Raw genomic sequence first — 17,815 nt, forward strand, 5'->3', positions numbered from 1 at the left:
ACCTCCGATTGTCAGTATAATAAACTTCAGAAATATTCTACCACGTCGAAATTGTGGAGGGATTATTCGATGACAATAAGCTACGAAGATATGGAAAATTTCTTGGTGTGTCCAAGGCGATATTACCTTTCAAAAAAAATTTCAAAAGAGGTTTCTCCGAATTTTTCGGAGGAGTTAATGGAGGCTGGATTCCCTCTCGAAAATCCTGTGATCGTGTGTGAGTTTGAGGGTCATGGATTGGTTTCAAATCCCGATCTGGTTGTGAAAGAAAGGGATGGATGGAGAATTATTCTAAGAAAGAACGCAAAAAGGTTTAAAGACAAATACATCCTTGAGAGCGCTTATCATGCCCTGGTTTTCTCAAAAGCTGGTCTGAAGGTTTCTGGAGTGGAGATCGTATCCGACAGCTTCTCAAGAAAGATGGAAAACTGGAAAAATCTGATACCCATCGTCGAAGATGTTTTGAGAGAAATGTTGACATTAGATGATGATCCTCATCCCAGAGTGGGAAAACACTGTAGATACTGTGATTTTCTCGAAGATTGCGAAGGGAAGCTTCTTGAAGAGAAGAGTTTGCTTCTGGTGAACGGGATAGGAGAAGAAACGTACAGGGTTCTCTATGGAATGGGTATAGAAACGCTGGAAGATCTCGCAGGGGCGGACCAGAGAATCCTGGAAAAGGTATTTGGAAAAGAGAAGGGAAAAAGGTTCATCATGGCGGCGAGGGCGTTTCTCGAGAATAGAGTGATAATGATAACTCCTCCGGAAGATCTTCCAGAAGGAACAATAGTTGACATAGAGTATCATCCAGCGGAAGAGAGTGATTTTCTCTATGGGTTTTTAATAGGTGATGAGTACAGATATTTTCTGGAAGAAGATCAAGAAGATCTGATCGCATTTTTGAACTCTCTGGATGATGGAAGTGTTCTCTACCATTATCATGGACCAGAGAAGAGAAAGCTGATTTCATTGATCGGCAGAAACAAAAGGATGAATTTTCTCGATGTGTTCTCAATTCTGAGGAATCACTTCGTTTTTCCGGTTATGTCCTACTCACTCAAAAGAATCGCTAAGTATCTGGGGTACGATTGGAGAACGTCTCTGAATGGTTATGAAATACTGCGGCTTTATGAGAAATGGAAAAAAACGAGAAACGAGGAGCTTCTAAAGCAGATGCTCCTGTACAACGAAGATGATGTGAGGGCAACGAAGTTGGTCCTGGATTTCATGAGGTCTTACTCTTCTTTTTCATAGGGAACACCATCGGCTGCTGGTGGTCTAGTTCTTCCTATCAGGCCAGCCACGACAACGAGGGTAACAACGAACGGAAAGAGATTGAACAACGGTTTTGCCGTAGCGGGTACGTTGAGAATGGGACTGCTCTGAAGTTGATTGGCCAGAGCTTCTGACATACCAAACATGAGGCAGGCCCACATGGCACCTATGGGATTCCAATTTCCAAGGATCATGGCCGCAAGGGCAATGAAGCCCCTTCCTCCCGTCATGAGTTCCCTGAAGTTACCGACCTCTCCTATGGAAAGGAACGCTCCTCCCATGGACGCCAGAGCACCGCTCATGAGAACTCCGAAGTACCTTATTTTGAAGACGTCAACACCGAGAGTATCGGCGGCCTCGGGATTTTCACCTACTGCCCTCATTCTGAGACCCAGTGGGGTCTTGTAGATCAAAAACCACGCAAAAAAGACCATTGCGAAGGCTATGAGAACTATTGGACTGATGGTTCCGATGGCTTCTCCGATGAAAGGAATGGAGGAAATTCCAGGTAGTGTGATCTCTTCGATTCGACCCACATAAGGTGTCTGCCCCGGCTGACCGAATATCGGTTCCATGAGAAAACCTGTCAGACCCTGCGCGACCAGTATCAACGCCGTCGCGCTCACTATCTGGTTACCTCTCCATTTGATACTCGCCCAGGCGTGGAACCAGGAAAATCCGATCCCTATGGGGATGGAAAGCAAGAAACCGAGCCACACGTTTCCGGTGTAGTATGTGATCACCACCGAAGAAAACGCTCCAAGGAGCATTATTCCTTCAAGGGCGATGTTCACAACCCCTGTAACTTCACTGAAAACACCTCCAAGGGATGCGAAAAGAAGAGGAGTGGAAGCTGTGAGAGTGAGCTTGTAAAAGAGGGGATTCGAGAAAATGTTCCAGAGCACTTCCAGTATTTTCATCTTTTCACCTTCCTGAACCTGAGAAGGGTTTTAACAATCCTGTCGGCTGCGACGAGGAATATGACGATACCCTGTATGATTGTGACGATGTGTTTTGGTACCCCAACGAACTGCATGTTGCTCGATCCAGTTCGCAGAGCAGCTATGAGAAATGAGGCGAAGATGATGCCTATGGGATGGTTTTGTCCGATCAGCGCGATCGAGATTCCATCGAAGCCCTTTCCGCCGGAGAGTGTTCCTAGGAACCTGTGATGTAACCCCATCACTTCCAGGGCTCCAGCAAGACCCGCCAGCGCTCCGCTTATTGCCATACACATGACGATGTTCTTTGAGATGTTTATTCCTCCATATTCTGCCGCGTACGGATTGAATCCAACTGCTTTCACCTCATAGCCAGTTTTCGTCTTCTCCAGAACGATGTATATAACCACCGCTGAAAGGATTGAAATCAGAATACCGGAGGTCATTTCTAAGGCGCCAACTGTAACAATAGGAGGAAGTTTGGCAGAAGGAGCAATTTCTGGGCTTTTTGGGGTACCCGATCCCACTGCCAGTGGTCCCGTGATGAGGTAGGAGGATATGTAGGTTGCAATCCAGTTCAGCATTATGGTTGACACAACTTCGTGTGCTCCCGTTTTTGCCTTCAGATAACCGGCTATAGAGGCCCAGACGGCACCTCCCAGCATGCCGGCAATCATCGTAAGAGGGATAGCGAGTAATGGCGGTATTCCTCTCATGTGCATTCCAACGACAGTTGCCAGAATCCCTCCCATGATCATCTGTCCTTCCGCTCCTATGTTGAATAGCCCTGCTCTGAAACCAAATCCAACGGCGAGTCCTGTTAGGATGAGCGGCGTGGTTTTTATCACCGTATCGGCCAGAGCCTGGATATTTCCGAAAGCCCCTTCGATCATGGCTTTGTACGCTATCACGGGGTTCTGCCCGATCAGAATGATCACCACGGCTGCTATAAGAAGTGCTATGATGACCGAAAAGAACGGGACAAGAAATGACCACACCCTGTTGTTCATCTTCTGATCTCCTCCAGTCTTTTACCTGCCATCATGAGCCCTACTTCCTCTGGAGTGGTTTTTTCCGGTCTGACTTCTCCCATTATCTGTCCTTCGTACATAACCAGTATTCTGTCGCTGAGCGAGAAGATTTCGTCCAGTTCCATGGATATGAGAAGAATACCAACACCTGCGTCTCTCATCGATACGAGTGTTTTGTGGATGAATTCTATCGCACCCACGTCCAGACCACGTGTCGGTTGAGCCACAACGAGAAGTTCGGGGGAGAAACTCATTTCACGCGCAACGATGATCTTCTGCTGATTCCCACCGGAGAAACTTCCCGCGAGGAGTTCTATATTTCTCGGCCTGATATCGAACTTTTCAAAAAGTTGTTTTGAAAATCTTTTTATTTCCTTCATGTTGAGAAAACCGCTCTTCACGAAAGGCTCTATCATGTGCCTTCCCAAAATGGTGTTGAAATATGCCGGAAAATCCACTATCAAACCTCTTTTGAGTCGATCTTCTGGAACGTGGAACATTCCGAGATCTCGCAATCTTTTTGGGTCGTATCCCGTTATATCTTCACCTCTGAAGAGGACTCTTCCGCGTTCCGCTCTGCGAAGTCCTGTGATCGCTTCTACCAGTTCGGACTGACCGTTTCCAGCAACACCGGCTATCCCTACTATCTCTCCCCTCTTTACCTCGAAAGAAACTCCCTTTACAACGTCCAGTTTCCTGTTGTCCTTGACCCAGAGATCTTCTATTTTGAGGAGTGTTTCACCGGCTTCTTTTGGCTTTTTCTCAACCGTGAGAACGACTTCCCTTCCCACCATCAATCTCGCTATTTCCTGTGGTGTGGTTTGTGAAGTAATGAGGTTTCCTGTGACCCTTCCCTGTCTCATAACGGTGATTCTATCGGAGATCTCCATCACTTCGTTCAATTTATGCGAAATGAATATGATCGTCTTCCCGCTCTTTTTCAATCGTCTCAAGACTTCGAAGAGTTCCTCTGTTTCCTGTGGAGTGAGGACGGCAGTAGGTTCATCTAATATGAGAATCTCTGCTCCTCTGTAGAGTGTCTTGATGATCTCTACTCTCTGCTGCAACCCCACGGGCATGTCCTCTATTTTCATATCGACGTCTATTGTTAATCCGTACTCTTCCGAGAGTTTTTTAACTTCTTTTCTCGCCTTTTTCCTATCCAGAAGAATTCCTTTCCTTGGTTCCATCCCGATGATCACGTTCTCGTAAGCCGTCAGGTTGTCAACGAGCATGAAATGCTGGTGAACCATACCTATACCATTTTTTATCGCGTCAGCGGGACCGGAAAATTCTACTCTTTTTCCGTTTATGTAGATTTCCCCCTCATCGGGCTTTAAGAGGCCGTAGAGTTGTTTCATGAGAGTGGTTTTTCCAGCGCCGTTTTCACCAACGATAGCGTGGATTTCACCCTTTTCGACGAAGAGATCCACGTGATCATTTGCCAGAACTCCTGGAAACCTTTTAACGATTCCCTTCATCACAACTGCGTACTCCACCGGATCACCCCTGAAAAGAGGGGGAGGACTCCCCCTCAGAATGGGAATTCGATTTGTGGCACTTCAAAAGCATCGAGTTCTTCCTGAGTCTCTGGGACTTTCAGAGTGCCTTCTTTCATCAATTTTTCAAGGTAAAGGAGTTCGGCTATGACTCTGTTGGGAACGAGTCCTTTCGTGTACTTCATAGGACTTATTCCAACTGCATCTTCGGAGATTCCAAGAACCCTGTGTCCACCTTCGAACGTTCCCTCGTAAGCCCAGACAACTCCGTAATAAGACGCAACGTCCACTCTCTTCATGGCACTCGTCAGAACTGCACCGGGAGCCATGTAATCCTGATCCATGTCCACTCCTATGGCGAAGAATCCTTTTCCGTTCGTCGTGTAGTAATCTATAAGGTCAACGAGTTTGTCAGAACCGGCCAGTGCTGAGAATTTCTCCCTGGCAGCTTCTATAACGCCGTTTCCACAGGCGCCGGAGGCGTGGAACACAATATCGGCTCCTTCCGCAAACTGGGACATGGCGAGGTCCTTACCCTTCTTCGGATCTTCGAAGTCCTGTGTGTAGCCTCTCAAGATCTTCACGTTCTTTTTGTGGAGAACCGAGTAAGTCTTTATACCGGCCTCGTAACCGTATCTGAACCTTTCCACAGGAGGTATCGGAATTCCTCCGACGAATCCAACCGTTCCGGTCTTCGTCATGGCGGCCGCCACGTAACCTACCAGGAAGGCGGCTTCCTGTTCTTTGAAGGTGAATGTGAGTACGTTCGGGAGAATCTGGCCCTCGGGAGGCGTGATGTCTATTCCCACAAAGTACGTGTCTGGGTACTGTTTTGCCACTTTAAAGAGGGCATCCGTCATCATGAAACCAACAGCGAACACGAGATCAGCTTCTTCCGCTGCTTTGCTGAGGTTCGGTATGTAGTCGGACTGCTCGTAAGATTGTATCACTTTCGCTTCTATTCCGAGTTCTTCTGCAGCTTGCTTTACTCCTGCCCACGTTCCATCGTTGAAGGATTTGTCACCGAGTCCCCCGACGTCCGTCACCATGATGACTTTGAAACCAAACAGAGCAACCGCGAAAATCATCAAAGAAATCACGAGAAACTTTTTCATGCTTTCACCCTCCTTTTCATGAAGTTTTTATAGAGAAGAAACAGAGAAACGAATATCAAAAACACTTCGATGTGGAAGGTGTGAGTGGACGAAGTTTCGATGATCAGAGGGAAAATTCCGCTTTCAACGAAAACTTCGAGGTGTTTCCATTTGATCATCGAAAGGATGGAGGTGAACAGAGTCGCTGCTGCGGGAAAGATCAGATATCTTCCTCCAAGAACAGCGGAGAAGAAAAGCAAAAAGAAAGTGAAGATGCCGATCAATCCATTCACGGTGCGATAAGGTTTCAGCGAGAGATACCTTTTCTCCGTTGAATAGGAGAAAGAAACACCTTCAATGAGTGGGTACCTTTCAATGGTGTTTGTCAGTTCTCTTTCGAAATCCTGTGAGAATTTTTCGGAAGTGTACGAGGTGATCCTTTCTACAAATTGGTCCAGTGATTTGATTTCTCTTTTGTACTTTCTATACCTGGATTTTTCCTGTGAGAGGTAATCACTCAGATCGCCTTCGATTTTACCGGTTAAATTCAATCTGTCTTCGAACCCGGCTGTGGTGAAGAATTTTGAGCGATCATTCAGCTGAAGGAAAATGCCGTTTTTAGTGGATTCTATCGATTTTAGAGCTTCGATTTTTAGCAGTTCTTCCGGTAAAGATCCAAGGGTTTCCACTATTTGCTTTGTGTGTTCTTTACTTGAAAGGGCTATCGTGTTTATTCTGTTTATGATCGTTTTTACGTGTGAGTCAGGATCTTCAAATATCTCAACTTTCAGCTGATTGTAATACGGTGAGTTCTCAAAAGCACTATCCATACCCATTTCTCTGACTGAGATGTACGACGGGATGAAAAGGAGGAAGACAAATATCAGTGATAGCAGTGGATAGAGATACCTTTTCCTGACAAGAAAGATAAAATTGAAAAAGATGAACGTGAAAACGACAAAAGTTGAAAAGATCATGTTTTCAACGGTGTTGAGATACAGCGATTTTGTCACCCAGATGAACAGAATCTCTGCGGCGATGATGAACTGCAGTATCGTTCGATACTTTCTCAGGAAAATCACCAGAAGAACACCGTAGACGACAAACCGGATCCACCAGAAGTTGGATATCGATAGTGATGTGTTTTCAAAGATACCCGCTACTTCGTTCTGGAGTGCGGAGATATTACTTTCGAATTCTTTCCACAGAAGACTCGCCTGCCTGTTTATGTTTCGAGTGTACTCGGCTTGGTTTTTCGAAGAGGCGATTTCCTCGATCGCTTCTTTTAATTTTGTTTCCAGATCTTCAGGGAGGAGTTTCAAAATATCTGGATGAACATCATGATTCACATTGAAAGAGAACCCTAATTTTCTGATGCCAAGGTTGAATTCAACAGGTGGGGGAGTGTTTGTTCCTCCTGTGTAGTAGGCTAAGATCCATCTAATCAAGTTCAACGCGTTGGAGCGAACGAACATTCTGTATTCGGCAAAGAAGGAATTGAAGGCAGGAGAATTTTTCAGGACACTCTCTGAAGGCTTTGAGCCGGACATCGTGGACTGAAAGTAAGAGAGGAAAAGAACGTTGGAGAGTTTTCTTTCCCAGTTGGTTTCTTTCCAGCTTTGATAGAGCACGAAAAGGTAGTCACCCGGTGTTTTTGCAAATTCAGTTTTTTCCACACTTCCTGCAAGAAATCTTCGAAAGATTCTGTACTTTTGAAGTTGAGGGATGTTTTCTTTTACATAACTCACGAATGGATCCTGCGGGGATCCACTTTCGTAATCTTCCACCAGCTTTTGAAACTGTGCGGTGACATTTTCTAAATCGATGGCAAGGGAAAGAACGGGTACAACCAGAAATAACAAGAACAGAAAAATCCATTTTTTCATCGTCTCAACTCCCCATTCGGGATTATACTATAGACAAGGGGTGATCAAGAATGAGTGAGAGAAAGATCCCAAAGGAAGTAATTGAAGAAGTGGAAAGGCTCAGAGAGGAGATCGAGTATCACAACTACAGATACTACGTTTTGAACGATCCAGTTATTACGGACGAGGAATATGACAAACTCATGAGAAGGCTCATTGAACTGGAAAGGATGTATCCAGAACTGGTTACACCGGATTCGCCAACTCAGAGGGTAGGGGGAAAGGTACTCGAAGGTTTTAAAACGGTAAAGCATTCCGTTCCTATGTTGAGTCTGGATAACACGTACAACGAAGAAGAGATTCTCGAATTCGATCGGCGTGTTAAAAAAACTCTTCAGGAGGCAGAAGTCGAGTACGTTGCCGAGCTGAAGATAGACGGCGTTTCCATAGCTCTCAGATATGAGAACGGAAAGTTCGTCTTGGGAGCGACACGGGGAGATGGGATAGAAGGAGAGGATGTCTCTGAGAATGTGAAGACCGTACGCAGTATTCCACTTCGTCTGAGAAAGCCCGTCACCGTAGAAGTGAGAGGGGAAATATACATGCCTGTGGATGAATTCAAAAGGTTGAACGACGAAAGAGAAGAAGAAGGACTACCTCCTTTTGCCAATCCGAGGAATGCCGCTGCAGGAACGCTTCGGCAGTTGAACACGGCACTCGTTGCGGCAAGGCGTCTGGATTCGTTCATTTACTATGTGGTTCATCCCGAAAACTACGGTTTGAAGACACAATGGGAAGCTCTCCAGTTTCTGAAAGAACTCGGTTTCAAGGTGAATCCACACTCTAAACTGTGTAAAAACATTCAGGAAGTGATCGATTACTGGAGGGAGTGGGAAGAAAGAAAGAAGGAGCTGGATTATTGGGTTGATGGCGTTGTGGTGAAGGTGAACAGATTCGATTTCCAGAGAATTCTCGGCGAAACATCGAAAGCACCGCGATGGGCTATCGCATTCAAATTTCCTGCTGAGCAGGCAAGAACCAGGGTGCTGGATGTCACCATCCAGGTTGGACGAACAGGTGTTCTCACACCCGTTGCCGAGCTCGAACCCGTTCAGCTCGCTGGAACGATTGTGAAGAGAGCTTCGCTGCACAATTTCGAGTACATAAGAGAAAAAGATATCAGGATAGGAGACTATGTCTTTGTGGAAAAAGCCGGTGGAATCATTCCTCAAATAGTCAAATCGATACCGGAATTGAGAACCGGAAGCGAAAAGGAAATAAAACCACCCGATAAGTGTCCTGTCTGCGGCGGGAAAGTAGGAAAGTTGGATCCCGAAGAGGTTGCTCTCAGGTGTCTAAACCCGCATTGTCCTGCCAAACTGAAGAGGGCTTTGAGGACTCTGGTTTCCAGAGAGGCTCTCGATATTGAAGGACTCGGGGAGAAGCTGATAGACAGATTGGTCGATGCTGGCCTTGTAAAGGATATAGCGGATATCTTCTACCTCACTCCTTTCGATCTCGCTCAGCTTGGACCGGGGATCGGTCAGCGAACGATAGCTAAGATTCTCCAAGAGATAGAAGAGGCGAAGAAGAGGCCGCTCCATAAACTGATAACGGGTCTTGGAATTCCCATGGTAGGTCAGAAGACGGCGAAAATCCTCGCGGAACATTTCAAATCCCTGGAAGCAATCGCAGATGCTTCTTATGAAACACTGAAGGACATACCGGGAATCGGTCCAGAAATCGCAAAGAGCATCGTTGAGTACTTCCGAAATCCAAAAACAAGGGAAATCATTGAAAAACTCAAAAAAGCTGGAGTGAAACTCGAAGAGAGAGTTATGAAACTCGATATTCTGAAGGGATTGACTTTCGCCGTGACAGGTACCTTGAAGAACTTTACGAGAGAAGAAATAGTAGAGTTTTTCGAGAAGCTGGGAGCGAAAGTCGTCAACTCTGTGAGCAGGAACACGGACTATCTCATAGTGGGTGAAAATCCCGGTTCCAAGTACGAAAAAGCGAAGATGTTGAAAGTAAAAACGATGAGTGAGGAAGAATTCCTCGAGTTTGTCAGAAAAAGAGCAGAATTGAAAGGGTACAACTTCGATGAGATAATGAGGAGTTGGAAGGAATGGAGTTGATATTCGAAGGAAAACCACTGAAGAGCTTTTGTTTTTCGATGGTTTTCAACATTGGCTGGAGACACGAACCACCTGAATTACGAGGTTCTCTGTTGAGAACCTTCGATGACCTTGTGGGAATTCTGAAGAAAGAACTTCCCGAATACTTCGATGTTTCAAAGCACATTGATGCAGAATTCTCTAAACTCAAGATCTGGGGAACCTCTGACAAAGCGGAAATCCTTCTGGAGGCAGTTCATAAAGTGCTGGCGCTTCCCCCACAGATCTTCCTGGAAATTGGTGGTGGATTGATCTTTTCGGTGGCAGCCGGTGCTATGAAATCGGAAGTGTTGAATGAACTGGAAAGAATGAAATTTCCCAAGCCTTCAAAAGCTCCAAAGGTTCATATCAAACCGAGAAATTTCTTCAAGACGTTTAACCTGAGCAGGTTGGAAACGATTTTCCTTTATAGTTTCCTAAAAGAAACAGCGGGAGAGGTCTTCCTGGAGCTTTCGCCGATCGGGGATAGGATACACTATGGAAAGAATTTCCGTCTTCCTCCATTCCATGAAATCTCTAAATACAAGGACAGATTCAAGGCTTCACTGGCTAAACAACTGGAGACAACAGAAGGAACGGTTGATCTCCTTATAAATCTGAACATTTTCAAAAAGGAAAAGGTCTCGATAAGAGATGCATTGGAGGAACTGGAAAATCTGGATCTTTTGAAAAAGATAGACGCGATTGAAAAGATGTTCAGGAGGGTCTCGAGTTGAACATAGAGAGAGCGGATTTTGTTGACAGAGTGAAAATCTTCGTGAAAGCCGGTGACGGAGGAAACGGTTGTGTGAGCTTCAGAAGAGAGAAATACGTTCCAAAGGGCGGTCCTGATGGTGGAGACGGCGGCGATGGAGGGTTCGTCTTCCTCAGGGCCAATCCTTCTGTTTCCACACTGATAGAATTTGTGAACAAAAGAAAATTCGTGGCGGAAAACGGAAAACACGGCATGGGAAAGAAAATGAAAGGAAGAAACGGTAAGGATCTTTTCATAGACGTGCCGGTAGGAACTGTGGTCAAAGACGCCGTTACCGGAGAGATCATCGCTGATCTGAACGAACCGGGAAAAATCGTGTGTGTGGCGCGCGGTGGAAAGGGCGGAAGAGGGAACGCCCATTTTGCAACATCCACAAAGCAGGCTCCTTTGATAGCAGAACGCGGCGAGAAAGGTGAGTCCAGATGGCTCGAACTTGAACTGAAGATACTGGCAGATGTTGGACTCGTTGGATACCCGAACGTGGGAAAGTCTTCCCTCATATCGCGCATCAGCAACGCAAGACCCAAAATAGCGAATTATCCGTTCACAACACTCATACCTAATCTGGGAGTGGTGAAATACGATGACTTCAGCTTTGTGGTAGCGGACATTCCCGGTCTCATCGAAGGTGCAAGTGAGGGTGTAGGTCTCGGAAACGTATTTTTGAGGCACGTTGAAAGGTGCTACTTGATAGCCCATGTGATCGATGTGAGTGGCTATGAGAGGGAAGATCCGGTGAGAGATTACTTCGTCATAAGAGAAGAAATGAAGAAGTATTCTCCATTCCTTTTGGAGAAACCCGAGATAGTGGTTGCAAACAAGATAGACCTTATCGGTAAAGAAGAATTGGAGAAGATTCTGAAGAGACTGAGAGATGCTACCAACCGAGAGGTGATCCCCGTCTCTGCCTTGACAGGTGAGGGAATAGATCTGCTAGTTTCAAAGCTAGCCTCCATTGTCAGGGAAATGAAAGTAGAGAAATCGGAAAGAAAAGAAGAAAAATTCGTGAAGCCTTCACCTGTCTGGAGGAGGCTTCCTGAGAAGTTCCATTTAGAAGTTGTCAAAGAAGATGAGGGATACTGGGTGGTTGAAGGAGAGAACCTTAGAGTCTGGATAGAGAGATTCGACCTGAATCAGAGGGATGCGAGATTGATGCTTTTACAGGTTCTGGAGAAAAACGGTTTGAACAATAAATTGAAAGAAGCCGGGGTGAAGGAAGGGGATGTTGTCAGGATCGGAGATTTCGAGTTTGAATACAGGGAATAGAATAGGCATATTTGGAGGTTCGTTCGATCCCGTTCATACCGGTCATGTACTTGTGAGTGTCTACACGCTTGAAATTCTCGATCTGGATCGGTTGATCGTTGTACCCGTTTTCAATCCGCCGCACAAGAAAACGGTCGCCCCCTTTGAAAAGAGATTCGAGTGGTTGAAAAAAGTTTTCGAAGGAATGGAAAAGGTGGAAGTGAGTGATTATGAGAAAGGGAGAGGAGGCGTTTCTTACTCTATCTTCACAATAGAGTATTTTTCAGAGATCTACAAGACAAAACCGTTCTTTATCGTTGGCGAAGATGCGCTTTCTTACTTTGAGAAATGGTACAGATACCGCGATATCCTGGAAAAATCCACCCTGGTTGTTTATCCGAGGTACTGCGGGAAACCTTATCATGAGCACGCCAGGAGAGTATTAGGAGATCTGAGCGAGATTGTGTTTCTGGATATGCCTATCGTTCAAATTTCTTCTACGGAGATTCGTGAAAGGGCCAGAATTGGGAAGACTTTGAAAGGGTTCGTACCAGAGGAGATCAGGGAGGAAGTGGAGGTTTTCTATGGAGCTTAAAGTCGGTCTTGCGCCGATGGCAGGATACACTGATTCGGCATTCCGCACTCTGGCTTTCGAATGGGGTGCGGATTTTGCGTTCTCTGAAATGGTGAGTGCAAAGGGTTTTCTCATGAATTCTCAGAAGACAGAAGAACTCTTACCACAACCACATGAAAGAAACGTGGCGGTCCAGATCTTTGGAAGCGAACCGAGCGAACTTTCTGAGGCAGCGAGGATTCTCTCTGAAAAGTACAAGTGGATAGATTTGAACGCTGGTTGTCCTGTGAGAAAAGTTGTAAAAAAAGGAGCAGGCGGAGCTTTGTTGAAAGATTTGAGACATTTTCGATACATTGTGAGGGAGCTCAGAAAGAGTGTTTCTGGCAAATTTTCTGTGAAAACTCGCCTTGGATGGGAGAAAAATGAAGTCGAGGAGATATATCGAATACTCGTTGAGGAAGGAGTGGATGAGGTATTCATTCACACGAGAACGGTGGTTCAGGGTTTCACTGGGAAGGCTGAATGGAAGGCGTTGAGTGTTCTGGAAAAGAGAGTTCCTACCTTTGTGAGTGGTGATGTTTTCACCCCAGAAGACGCCAAAAGGGCTCTGGAAGAAAGCGGATGTGATGGCCTTCTGGTAGCGAGAGGCGCGATAGGAAGGCCTTGGATTTTCAAACAGATAAAGGATTTCCTCCGAAGCGGAAGGTACTCTGAACCGTCCCGGGAAGAAATTCTTAGAACGTTCGAAAGACATCTCGAATTGTTGATAAAGACGAAGGGTGAAAGAAAAGCAGTTGTGGAAATGAGAAAGTTTCTGGCAGGTTATACAAAAGATTTGAAAGGCGCAAGGAGATTCAGAGAGAAAGTTATGAAAATAGAAAAAGTTCAAATTTTAAAAGAGATGTTTTATAATTTCATCAAGGAGGTGTGAGCATGTTTTCTGCAAAGGAATTGCTGAACATAGCAGTAAGAGTAGAGAAAGAGGGAGAAGAATTCTACAGAAGGATTGCCGAGCGTTTCACTCAGCCGGACATAAAGGAATTTTTCTCTTACATGTCCAGGCAGGAAGCCGAACATGCCAGAACCTTTGAAAAGATCGGAGAAGAAGTGGGAGCCGAAGAGGAGACTTACCTCGACATGGAAGATGCCGAAGAGTATCTCAAAAGCTTTGTGGAGGGAAGATTCTTTCCATCTCCTGAAGTTATGGAAAAATATCTGAAAGAGAAGTCTGTCGAGGAAGCAGTAGATTTTTCCATATCGGTTGAAAAGGAAACCATCATCTTTTATTACGAAATTTTAGAGCTCTTGAAGAATGAAAAAGCAAGATCCCTTGTTAAAGGTATTATAGAGCAGGAGAAACAGCACGTGGTAAAACTTCTCAGGATAAAGGGGATGATCGCCTGATATGCCTTTTTACAAATACGTGGCCGTGGAGGGGAGCGGTAAGAAGATAACGGGGGTCATAGAGGCAGAGAACAAGTTGAAGGCGATATCGATCCTTTCTGAGAGAGGATTGATGGTTGTTCGTGTGGAGGAGAAAAAAAATCCAAAGAAAAGTTCGCCGTTCTTTCAGATTTCAATCAGCGAAATAGCCACGTTCTGCCGACAGCTTTCCATAATGATTTCGGCCGGTATAAGGATAAAAGAAGCGTTGAACATTCTGGCTCGTCAGACGGTTTTTTCAAAGCGTTTCAGAAAAGTTATACTGGAAATCGCTCTCAGCGTTGAAACAGGGGATTCTTTAGCAGAAGCTTTCAGAAAAACAGGTGTTTTCGACAGTGTTTTGATCAGTATGTTAGAAGCAGGAGAAGAAGGTGGAGTCCTTGACAGAACCCTGAAGAGGGCTGCGGACTTTTACGAAAGTATGAAAAGGCTTCAGGATGAGGTAAAATCCGCCATGGCTTATCCTCTCTTTGTTCTCTTCTTTGCAGTGGTAATCGTACTTGTGATCAGTTTTTACATACTCCCCAACCTCGTCAGGGCTTTTGGAACTTCTATTCCACTCTCACCCACGATTCAATCTCTTCTAAAAGCCAACGAATTTTTGAGTGAAAACTGGCCGTGGTTCTCGGTGCTTGTGGTGGGTATCATAGCCGGTATTTTCGTTTTGATGAAATCAAGATACGGTGTTTACATAAAGGAATATCTATCCTTTATTTTTCCACCTGTCAGGAAGCTCAGACAGAACATGGGGCTCGAACGATTCGCCAGAACACTGGGAATTCTTGTGGGAAGCGGTGTCAGAATAACCGATGCCATAAAGATGGCCGCTCAGGCTTCCAGTTCACCTTCCATTATCAGAAAAACCGAAGAAATGGTTCGGAAGATATCCGAAGGGAAAACCCTTCGAGATACTTTTGCAGAAAGTGGAGTTTTTCCACAGTTGATTTATGAGATGATCGGAACAGGAGAAGAGACTGGAAAAGTCGACGAAGTGATGGAAAGAGTGGCCGACTTCTACGAGGACATAGTGAAAAACAGTGTGAAGCAGCTTGTTTCTCTGGTAGAGCCTCTATTGATAGCAGGTGTTGGTGGATTTGTGGCTTTCCTCGCGTATTCGATATACACCACGGTATTTCAGCTTCAGAGGAGTATAGGTGGATGAACATTATCGAAGTTCTCATAGTCATCGCTATTTCATTGATGATAATGGGATTTTTCATACCGACTCTGATGTTCAAGCTGGGAAAAGATCATCAGGCTGTTGCTTTTAAGATCATGGCGATTAGAATGATTGAAAGAACATCCAGAAACGGACTTTTGATAATAGAAGATAATGGGAAAATAGTAACTTACGATCCTCATAAGAATGAAAAGAAAATCTATGAATTTCCATTCACTTTTCTCTCCAAAACGGCTGTAGATGGAGAAGACATCACTTTCAAAAATGGGTTTGTCTCCACAGCAGGTACTGTCTATGGAGATGGGTGGTGGATCACCGTGGAACCAGTCACTGGCAGAATGAGATTGTACGGGGGGAGATAGCTTGCAGCTTTTCTACAATGATATCCTTTCCCTGAATTGGTGTTCACATTGTGTGGAGATATCCCGTGCGAGAATGAGAGGGTCCAAATTGAAGCTGTTAGATCACAAATTATCTCTTCTGGAAATAACAGATGAGGAGAAATCAGATGAAATTATACTGAATCTTTCAAGAAACGTGAAAAAAGATCTTGAAGATATAGTCGTTGCGAACGTGTCCATGGAGAACGTGCTGGTGATGAATATAAAAGTTCCTCCTACGTTGAACAGGCAAAATGCTGTAGAGTATGCCACGATGGAAATATCAAGAAATCTTGGTATACTCCCTGAACAGCTTGTTGTTGCTCCTCTGGATATTCACGGTGGTGAGGGATTGTTTTTTGTTTCAAAGGTTGACCAGGTGAAGAGTTTTGTAACAGACCTCATGAAAAAAGAGTTCCCAGAAACGGATGTGGTTATTCCCGATATCGTTAAATATCTTGAAGTGTTCGAATTCTATTTTGGGAAGCGTTTGAAAGGAACCAGTGTTCTTACGGTGATTTCTTTCTTGAGTGACTATTATTCCATAGTTGTTCTCGAGAACAACCACTATCGTTCTCTCAGGTTGCTTTTTTCGATGTTCTGGGACTATATGGACATTGTGGTGGAGAACACGGGAGTTCAGCCCAAGGAATTGATGGAAGGAACAGTGAATGTAGATCTTGACTTTTTACAACCATATTTTGGTGATTTCCTGATTGAACTCGACAGAGAAGTCAAAGTGTCTTTGGATGAAGTTAATCTGAGCAGGGTCGATCAGTTCTTCTACATCGTTGATCCCCCAATCCTTTCACCAGTTCTTTCTCAGACGCTGGAAAAGTTCGAGGGAGTAGCGTTGAAGCAAGGAATCGTTCCTTCTTTTAAACCTGGTGTATCCTTAGGAACCCTTGGTTTGATGATAAGGGGGGGCAGGGAAATTGGAAAAGTTAAACATCTATCCGTTTAAGAAACGAAAGGTAAAGTTATCTACTTTTCTGGTACTGTTGGTCGTCATGTTGCTTCCTCCTGTTTCCTTTAATATCTACTTTAGTTATGCGAAAGAGCAAATGATAGAAAGACTGCAAAGTGATTACTCCGAGGTTTTGAGAGCGTATTCTGTGAAGCTTTCGAAAGATTCTTCCAAAAATCTGGAGGAAATCTCCCGTGTGGAAAGCGTTTTTATGAACCAAATAAAATCATTGGAAGTGAGAGTCAATCAACTGAATGCTTTCCTTGACAAAAGGAAGAAATGGGAAGATTTTTTGAAGGTTTTGCTGAACATTTTTGAAGATCAAAATCGAACTCTGTGCTATCTTGATTTCTCTCAAGAAAAAGCCATTGTTGAGTTTTACGAAGTTTCCAAAAACGTTGTAAGTAGTACTTTTCAAAACTCGAATGTGAGTACAAGTCTCCTGTTTGAAGAAAAACTACCGGAAGGTTTTTATCTGAGAAAGTACAGGCTTGAGTACAAGGCGGTGGGAAAGTGAGGGGAATAAACAGAAAGTTCGCTATCTGGTTCGCTGTTTTGACTCTCCTCGTGCTGGTCTTTGGACTTGTGGTGCCAGATTTTGTGATCTTCATGTCCAACACCAAAAAACTGGAACAGAAACTTCAAAACCTGGCACCTGCTTTCAAGGTTTTCACCTTGAAGCAAAGGGAATACGAGGAAATAATAAAGACGATCATGAGTACACCTGAGTTTCAATACAATTTCACCGAAAAAGAAATCAGTGTTGAAGAAGTTGAAGATCTCTTAAAGGAACTTGCTGAGACACGAAGGGTGACAGTGAAGACCTTGACCATTGATGCGAAAAGAGTTATACCGATCAATTTCTTCGGTACCCCAATATCTCAACCCAGTGTGAAGATCACCCTTGAATTAGAAAGGGTGAAACAATGAACCGAAGAACGGTGATTCTTCTCGTAATTATGGGGGTTGTGTGGTCATTTGTTCTTTTCTATTTGTTCGCTGGCAACAGGGAGTCCGGAACTCTTCAGGTGGAAAGGCCAACGGATTTTACGGCGCTGGTGAACAAAATACAGATCAACCCCTTGCTCAAGAAAACGGCTCAGGAAAATCCTCCAGAATTCTCGTACAGGGTTTTCAATCCCGTGACGCTCAGCTTTGGGAAAGAGGCAGCCGACACTCTGATCGTGACGCTTCCTCCTCTGAAGTATCGATTCCTGGGTTTCATAAGAACAGGTGATGGATTAAAAGTATTTCTCTCCGATGGAGAAAAACTCTTTGAGGTGTCGGGCGAGAGCCCATCTTTTGGAAATTATGTGGTCACCTACGTTTCGAGTCTCGGTGTTCTGGTTCTCGACGTGGAAAATGGTAGATTTTTTTCAATAAGATGAGG

The 17,815-nt window shown here is 44.7% G+C and carries 18 protein-coding genes; 13 read left to right on the forward strand and 5 right to left on the reverse strand.

The window, feature by feature from the left end:
* Positions 1-69: 69 nt before the first annotated feature.
* Positions 70-1,254, forward strand: coding sequence for a TM0106 family RecB-like putative nuclease (locus TRQ2_RS04345; protein WP_011943405.1), 1,185 nt, complete (start codon positions 70-72; stop codon positions 1,252-1,254).
* On the opposite strand, the gene TRQ2_RS04350 is transcribed toward TRQ2_RS04345, so the two are convergent.
* The 5 genes from TRQ2_RS04350 to TRQ2_RS04370 are packed head-to-tail and all read right to left on the reverse strand — an operon-like array spanning position 1,236 to position 7,726.
* Positions 1,236-2,195 carry an ABC transporter permease gene (locus TRQ2_RS04350; RefSeq protein ID WP_008194051.1) on the reverse strand — a complete coding sequence of 320 codons (960 nt, stop codon included), beginning with the start codon at positions 2,193-2,195 and terminating at the stop codon, positions 1,236-1,238. The two genes, TRQ2_RS04345 and TRQ2_RS04350, sit on opposite strands and share 19 nt — an antisense overlap.
* On the reverse strand, positions 2,192-3,226 hold the full coding sequence (locus TRQ2_RS04355; RefSeq protein ID WP_011943406.1) for an ABC transporter permease: 1,035 nt from the start codon (positions 3,224-3,226) through the stop codon (positions 2,192-2,194). Before TRQ2_RS04355 ends, TRQ2_RS04350 begins: the two co-directional genes overlap by 4 nt.
* Positions 3,223-4,746: an ABC transporter ATP-binding protein gene (locus TRQ2_RS04360; protein WP_011943407.1), complete on the reverse strand. Its 1,524-nt coding sequence runs from the start codon at positions 4,744-4,746 to the stop codon at positions 3,223-3,225. Before TRQ2_RS04360 ends, TRQ2_RS04355 begins: the two co-directional genes overlap by 4 nt.
* A 35-nt stretch (positions 4,747-4,781) precedes the next feature.
* Positions 4,782-5,861, reverse strand: a complete 1,080-nt coding sequence (locus TRQ2_RS04365) for a BMP family protein (protein WP_011943408.1) — start codon at positions 5,859-5,861, stop codon at positions 4,782-4,784.
* Entirely contained in the window at positions 5,858-7,726 is a 1,869-nt protein-coding gene (locus tag TRQ2_RS04370) for a hypothetical protein (RefSeq protein WP_012310776.1), read from the reverse strand. The genes TRQ2_RS04365 and TRQ2_RS04370 overlap by 4 nt, the downstream gene beginning before the upstream one ends.
* A 50-nt stretch (positions 7,727-7,776) precedes the next feature.
* Between TRQ2_RS04370 and ligA the strand changes: the two genes are divergently transcribed.
* The 12 genes from ligA to TRQ2_RS04430 all read left to right on the forward strand — a co-directional run bounded on the left by ligA (position 7,777) and on the right by TRQ2_RS04430 (position 17,813).
* Positions 7,777-9,843 carry an NAD-dependent DNA ligase LigA gene (ligA, locus tag TRQ2_RS04375; protein WP_011943410.1) on the forward strand — a complete coding sequence of 689 codons (2,067 nt, stop codon included), beginning with the start codon at positions 7,777-7,779 and terminating at the stop codon, positions 9,841-9,843.
* Positions 9,834-10,598: a hypothetical protein gene (locus tag TRQ2_RS04380; protein WP_011943411.1), complete on the forward strand. Its 765-nt coding sequence runs from the start codon at positions 9,834-9,836 to the stop codon at positions 10,596-10,598. The genes ligA and TRQ2_RS04380 overlap by 10 nt, the downstream gene beginning before the upstream one ends.
* On the forward strand, positions 10,595-11,902 hold the full coding sequence (gene obgE, locus TRQ2_RS04385; protein WP_012310777.1) for a GTPase ObgE: 1,308 nt from the start codon (positions 10,595-10,597) through the stop codon (positions 11,900-11,902). The genes TRQ2_RS04380 and obgE overlap by 4 nt, the downstream gene beginning before the upstream one ends.
* The gene (gene nadD, locus TRQ2_RS04390; protein ID WP_038033216.1) at positions 11,859-12,476 is read left to right on the forward strand and encodes a nicotinate (nicotinamide) nucleotide adenylyltransferase; all 618 of its coding nucleotides are present in this window, start codon (positions 11,859-11,861) and stop codon (positions 12,474-12,476) included. Before obgE ends, nadD begins: the two co-directional genes overlap by 44 nt.
* Positions 12,466-13,386 carry a tRNA dihydrouridine synthase DusB gene (dusB, locus tag TRQ2_RS04395; protein ID WP_011943414.1) on the forward strand — a complete coding sequence of 307 codons (921 nt, stop codon included), beginning with the start codon at positions 12,466-12,468 and terminating at the stop codon, positions 13,384-13,386. The genes nadD and dusB overlap by 11 nt, the downstream gene beginning before the upstream one ends.
* A 2-nt stretch (positions 13,387-13,388) precedes the next feature.
* The gene (locus TRQ2_RS04400) at positions 13,389-13,859 is read left to right on the forward strand and encodes a ferritin family protein (RefSeq protein ID WP_012310779.1); all 471 of its coding nucleotides are present in this window, start codon (positions 13,389-13,391) and stop codon (positions 13,857-13,859) included.
* A gap of 1 nt (position 13,860) precedes the next feature.
* Positions 13,861-15,060: a type II secretion system F family protein gene (locus TRQ2_RS04405; protein ID WP_011943416.1), complete on the forward strand. Its 1,200-nt coding sequence runs from the start codon at positions 13,861-13,863 to the stop codon at positions 15,058-15,060.
* Positions 15,057-15,440, forward strand: a complete 384-nt coding sequence (locus tag TRQ2_RS04410; RefSeq protein WP_011943417.1) for a hypothetical protein — start codon at positions 15,057-15,059, stop codon at positions 15,438-15,440. The genes TRQ2_RS04405 and TRQ2_RS04410 overlap by 4 nt, the downstream gene beginning before the upstream one ends.
* Position 15,441: 1 nt before the next feature.
* Positions 15,442-16,422, forward strand: a complete 981-nt coding sequence (locus TRQ2_RS04415) for a hypothetical protein (RefSeq protein WP_011943418.1) — start codon at positions 15,442-15,444, stop codon at positions 16,420-16,422.
* Between the two features lie 100 nt (positions 16,423-16,522).
* Complete coding sequence (locus TRQ2_RS04420; RefSeq protein WP_235280273.1) at positions 16,523-16,942, forward strand: hypothetical protein; 420 nt, start codon at positions 16,523-16,525, stop codon at positions 16,940-16,942.
* On the forward strand, positions 16,939-17,355 hold the full coding sequence (locus TRQ2_RS04425) for a hypothetical protein (RefSeq protein ID WP_011943420.1): 417 nt from the start codon (positions 16,939-16,941) through the stop codon (positions 17,353-17,355). The genes TRQ2_RS04420 and TRQ2_RS04425 overlap by 4 nt, the downstream gene beginning before the upstream one ends.
* 29 nt (positions 17,356-17,384) lie before the next feature.
* Positions 17,385-17,813 (forward strand): hypothetical protein, encoded by a 429-nt coding sequence (locus tag TRQ2_RS04430; RefSeq protein ID WP_231556614.1) that lies wholly within the window; start codon positions 17,385-17,387, stop codon positions 17,811-17,813.
* Positions 17,814-17,815: the final 2 nt, after the last annotated feature.

Origin of the sequence: Thermotoga sp. RQ2 (assembly GCF_000019625.1) — a bacterium.
Classification (GTDB): domain Bacteria; phylum Thermotogota; class Thermotogae; order Thermotogales; family Thermotogaceae; genus Thermotoga; species Thermotoga maritima.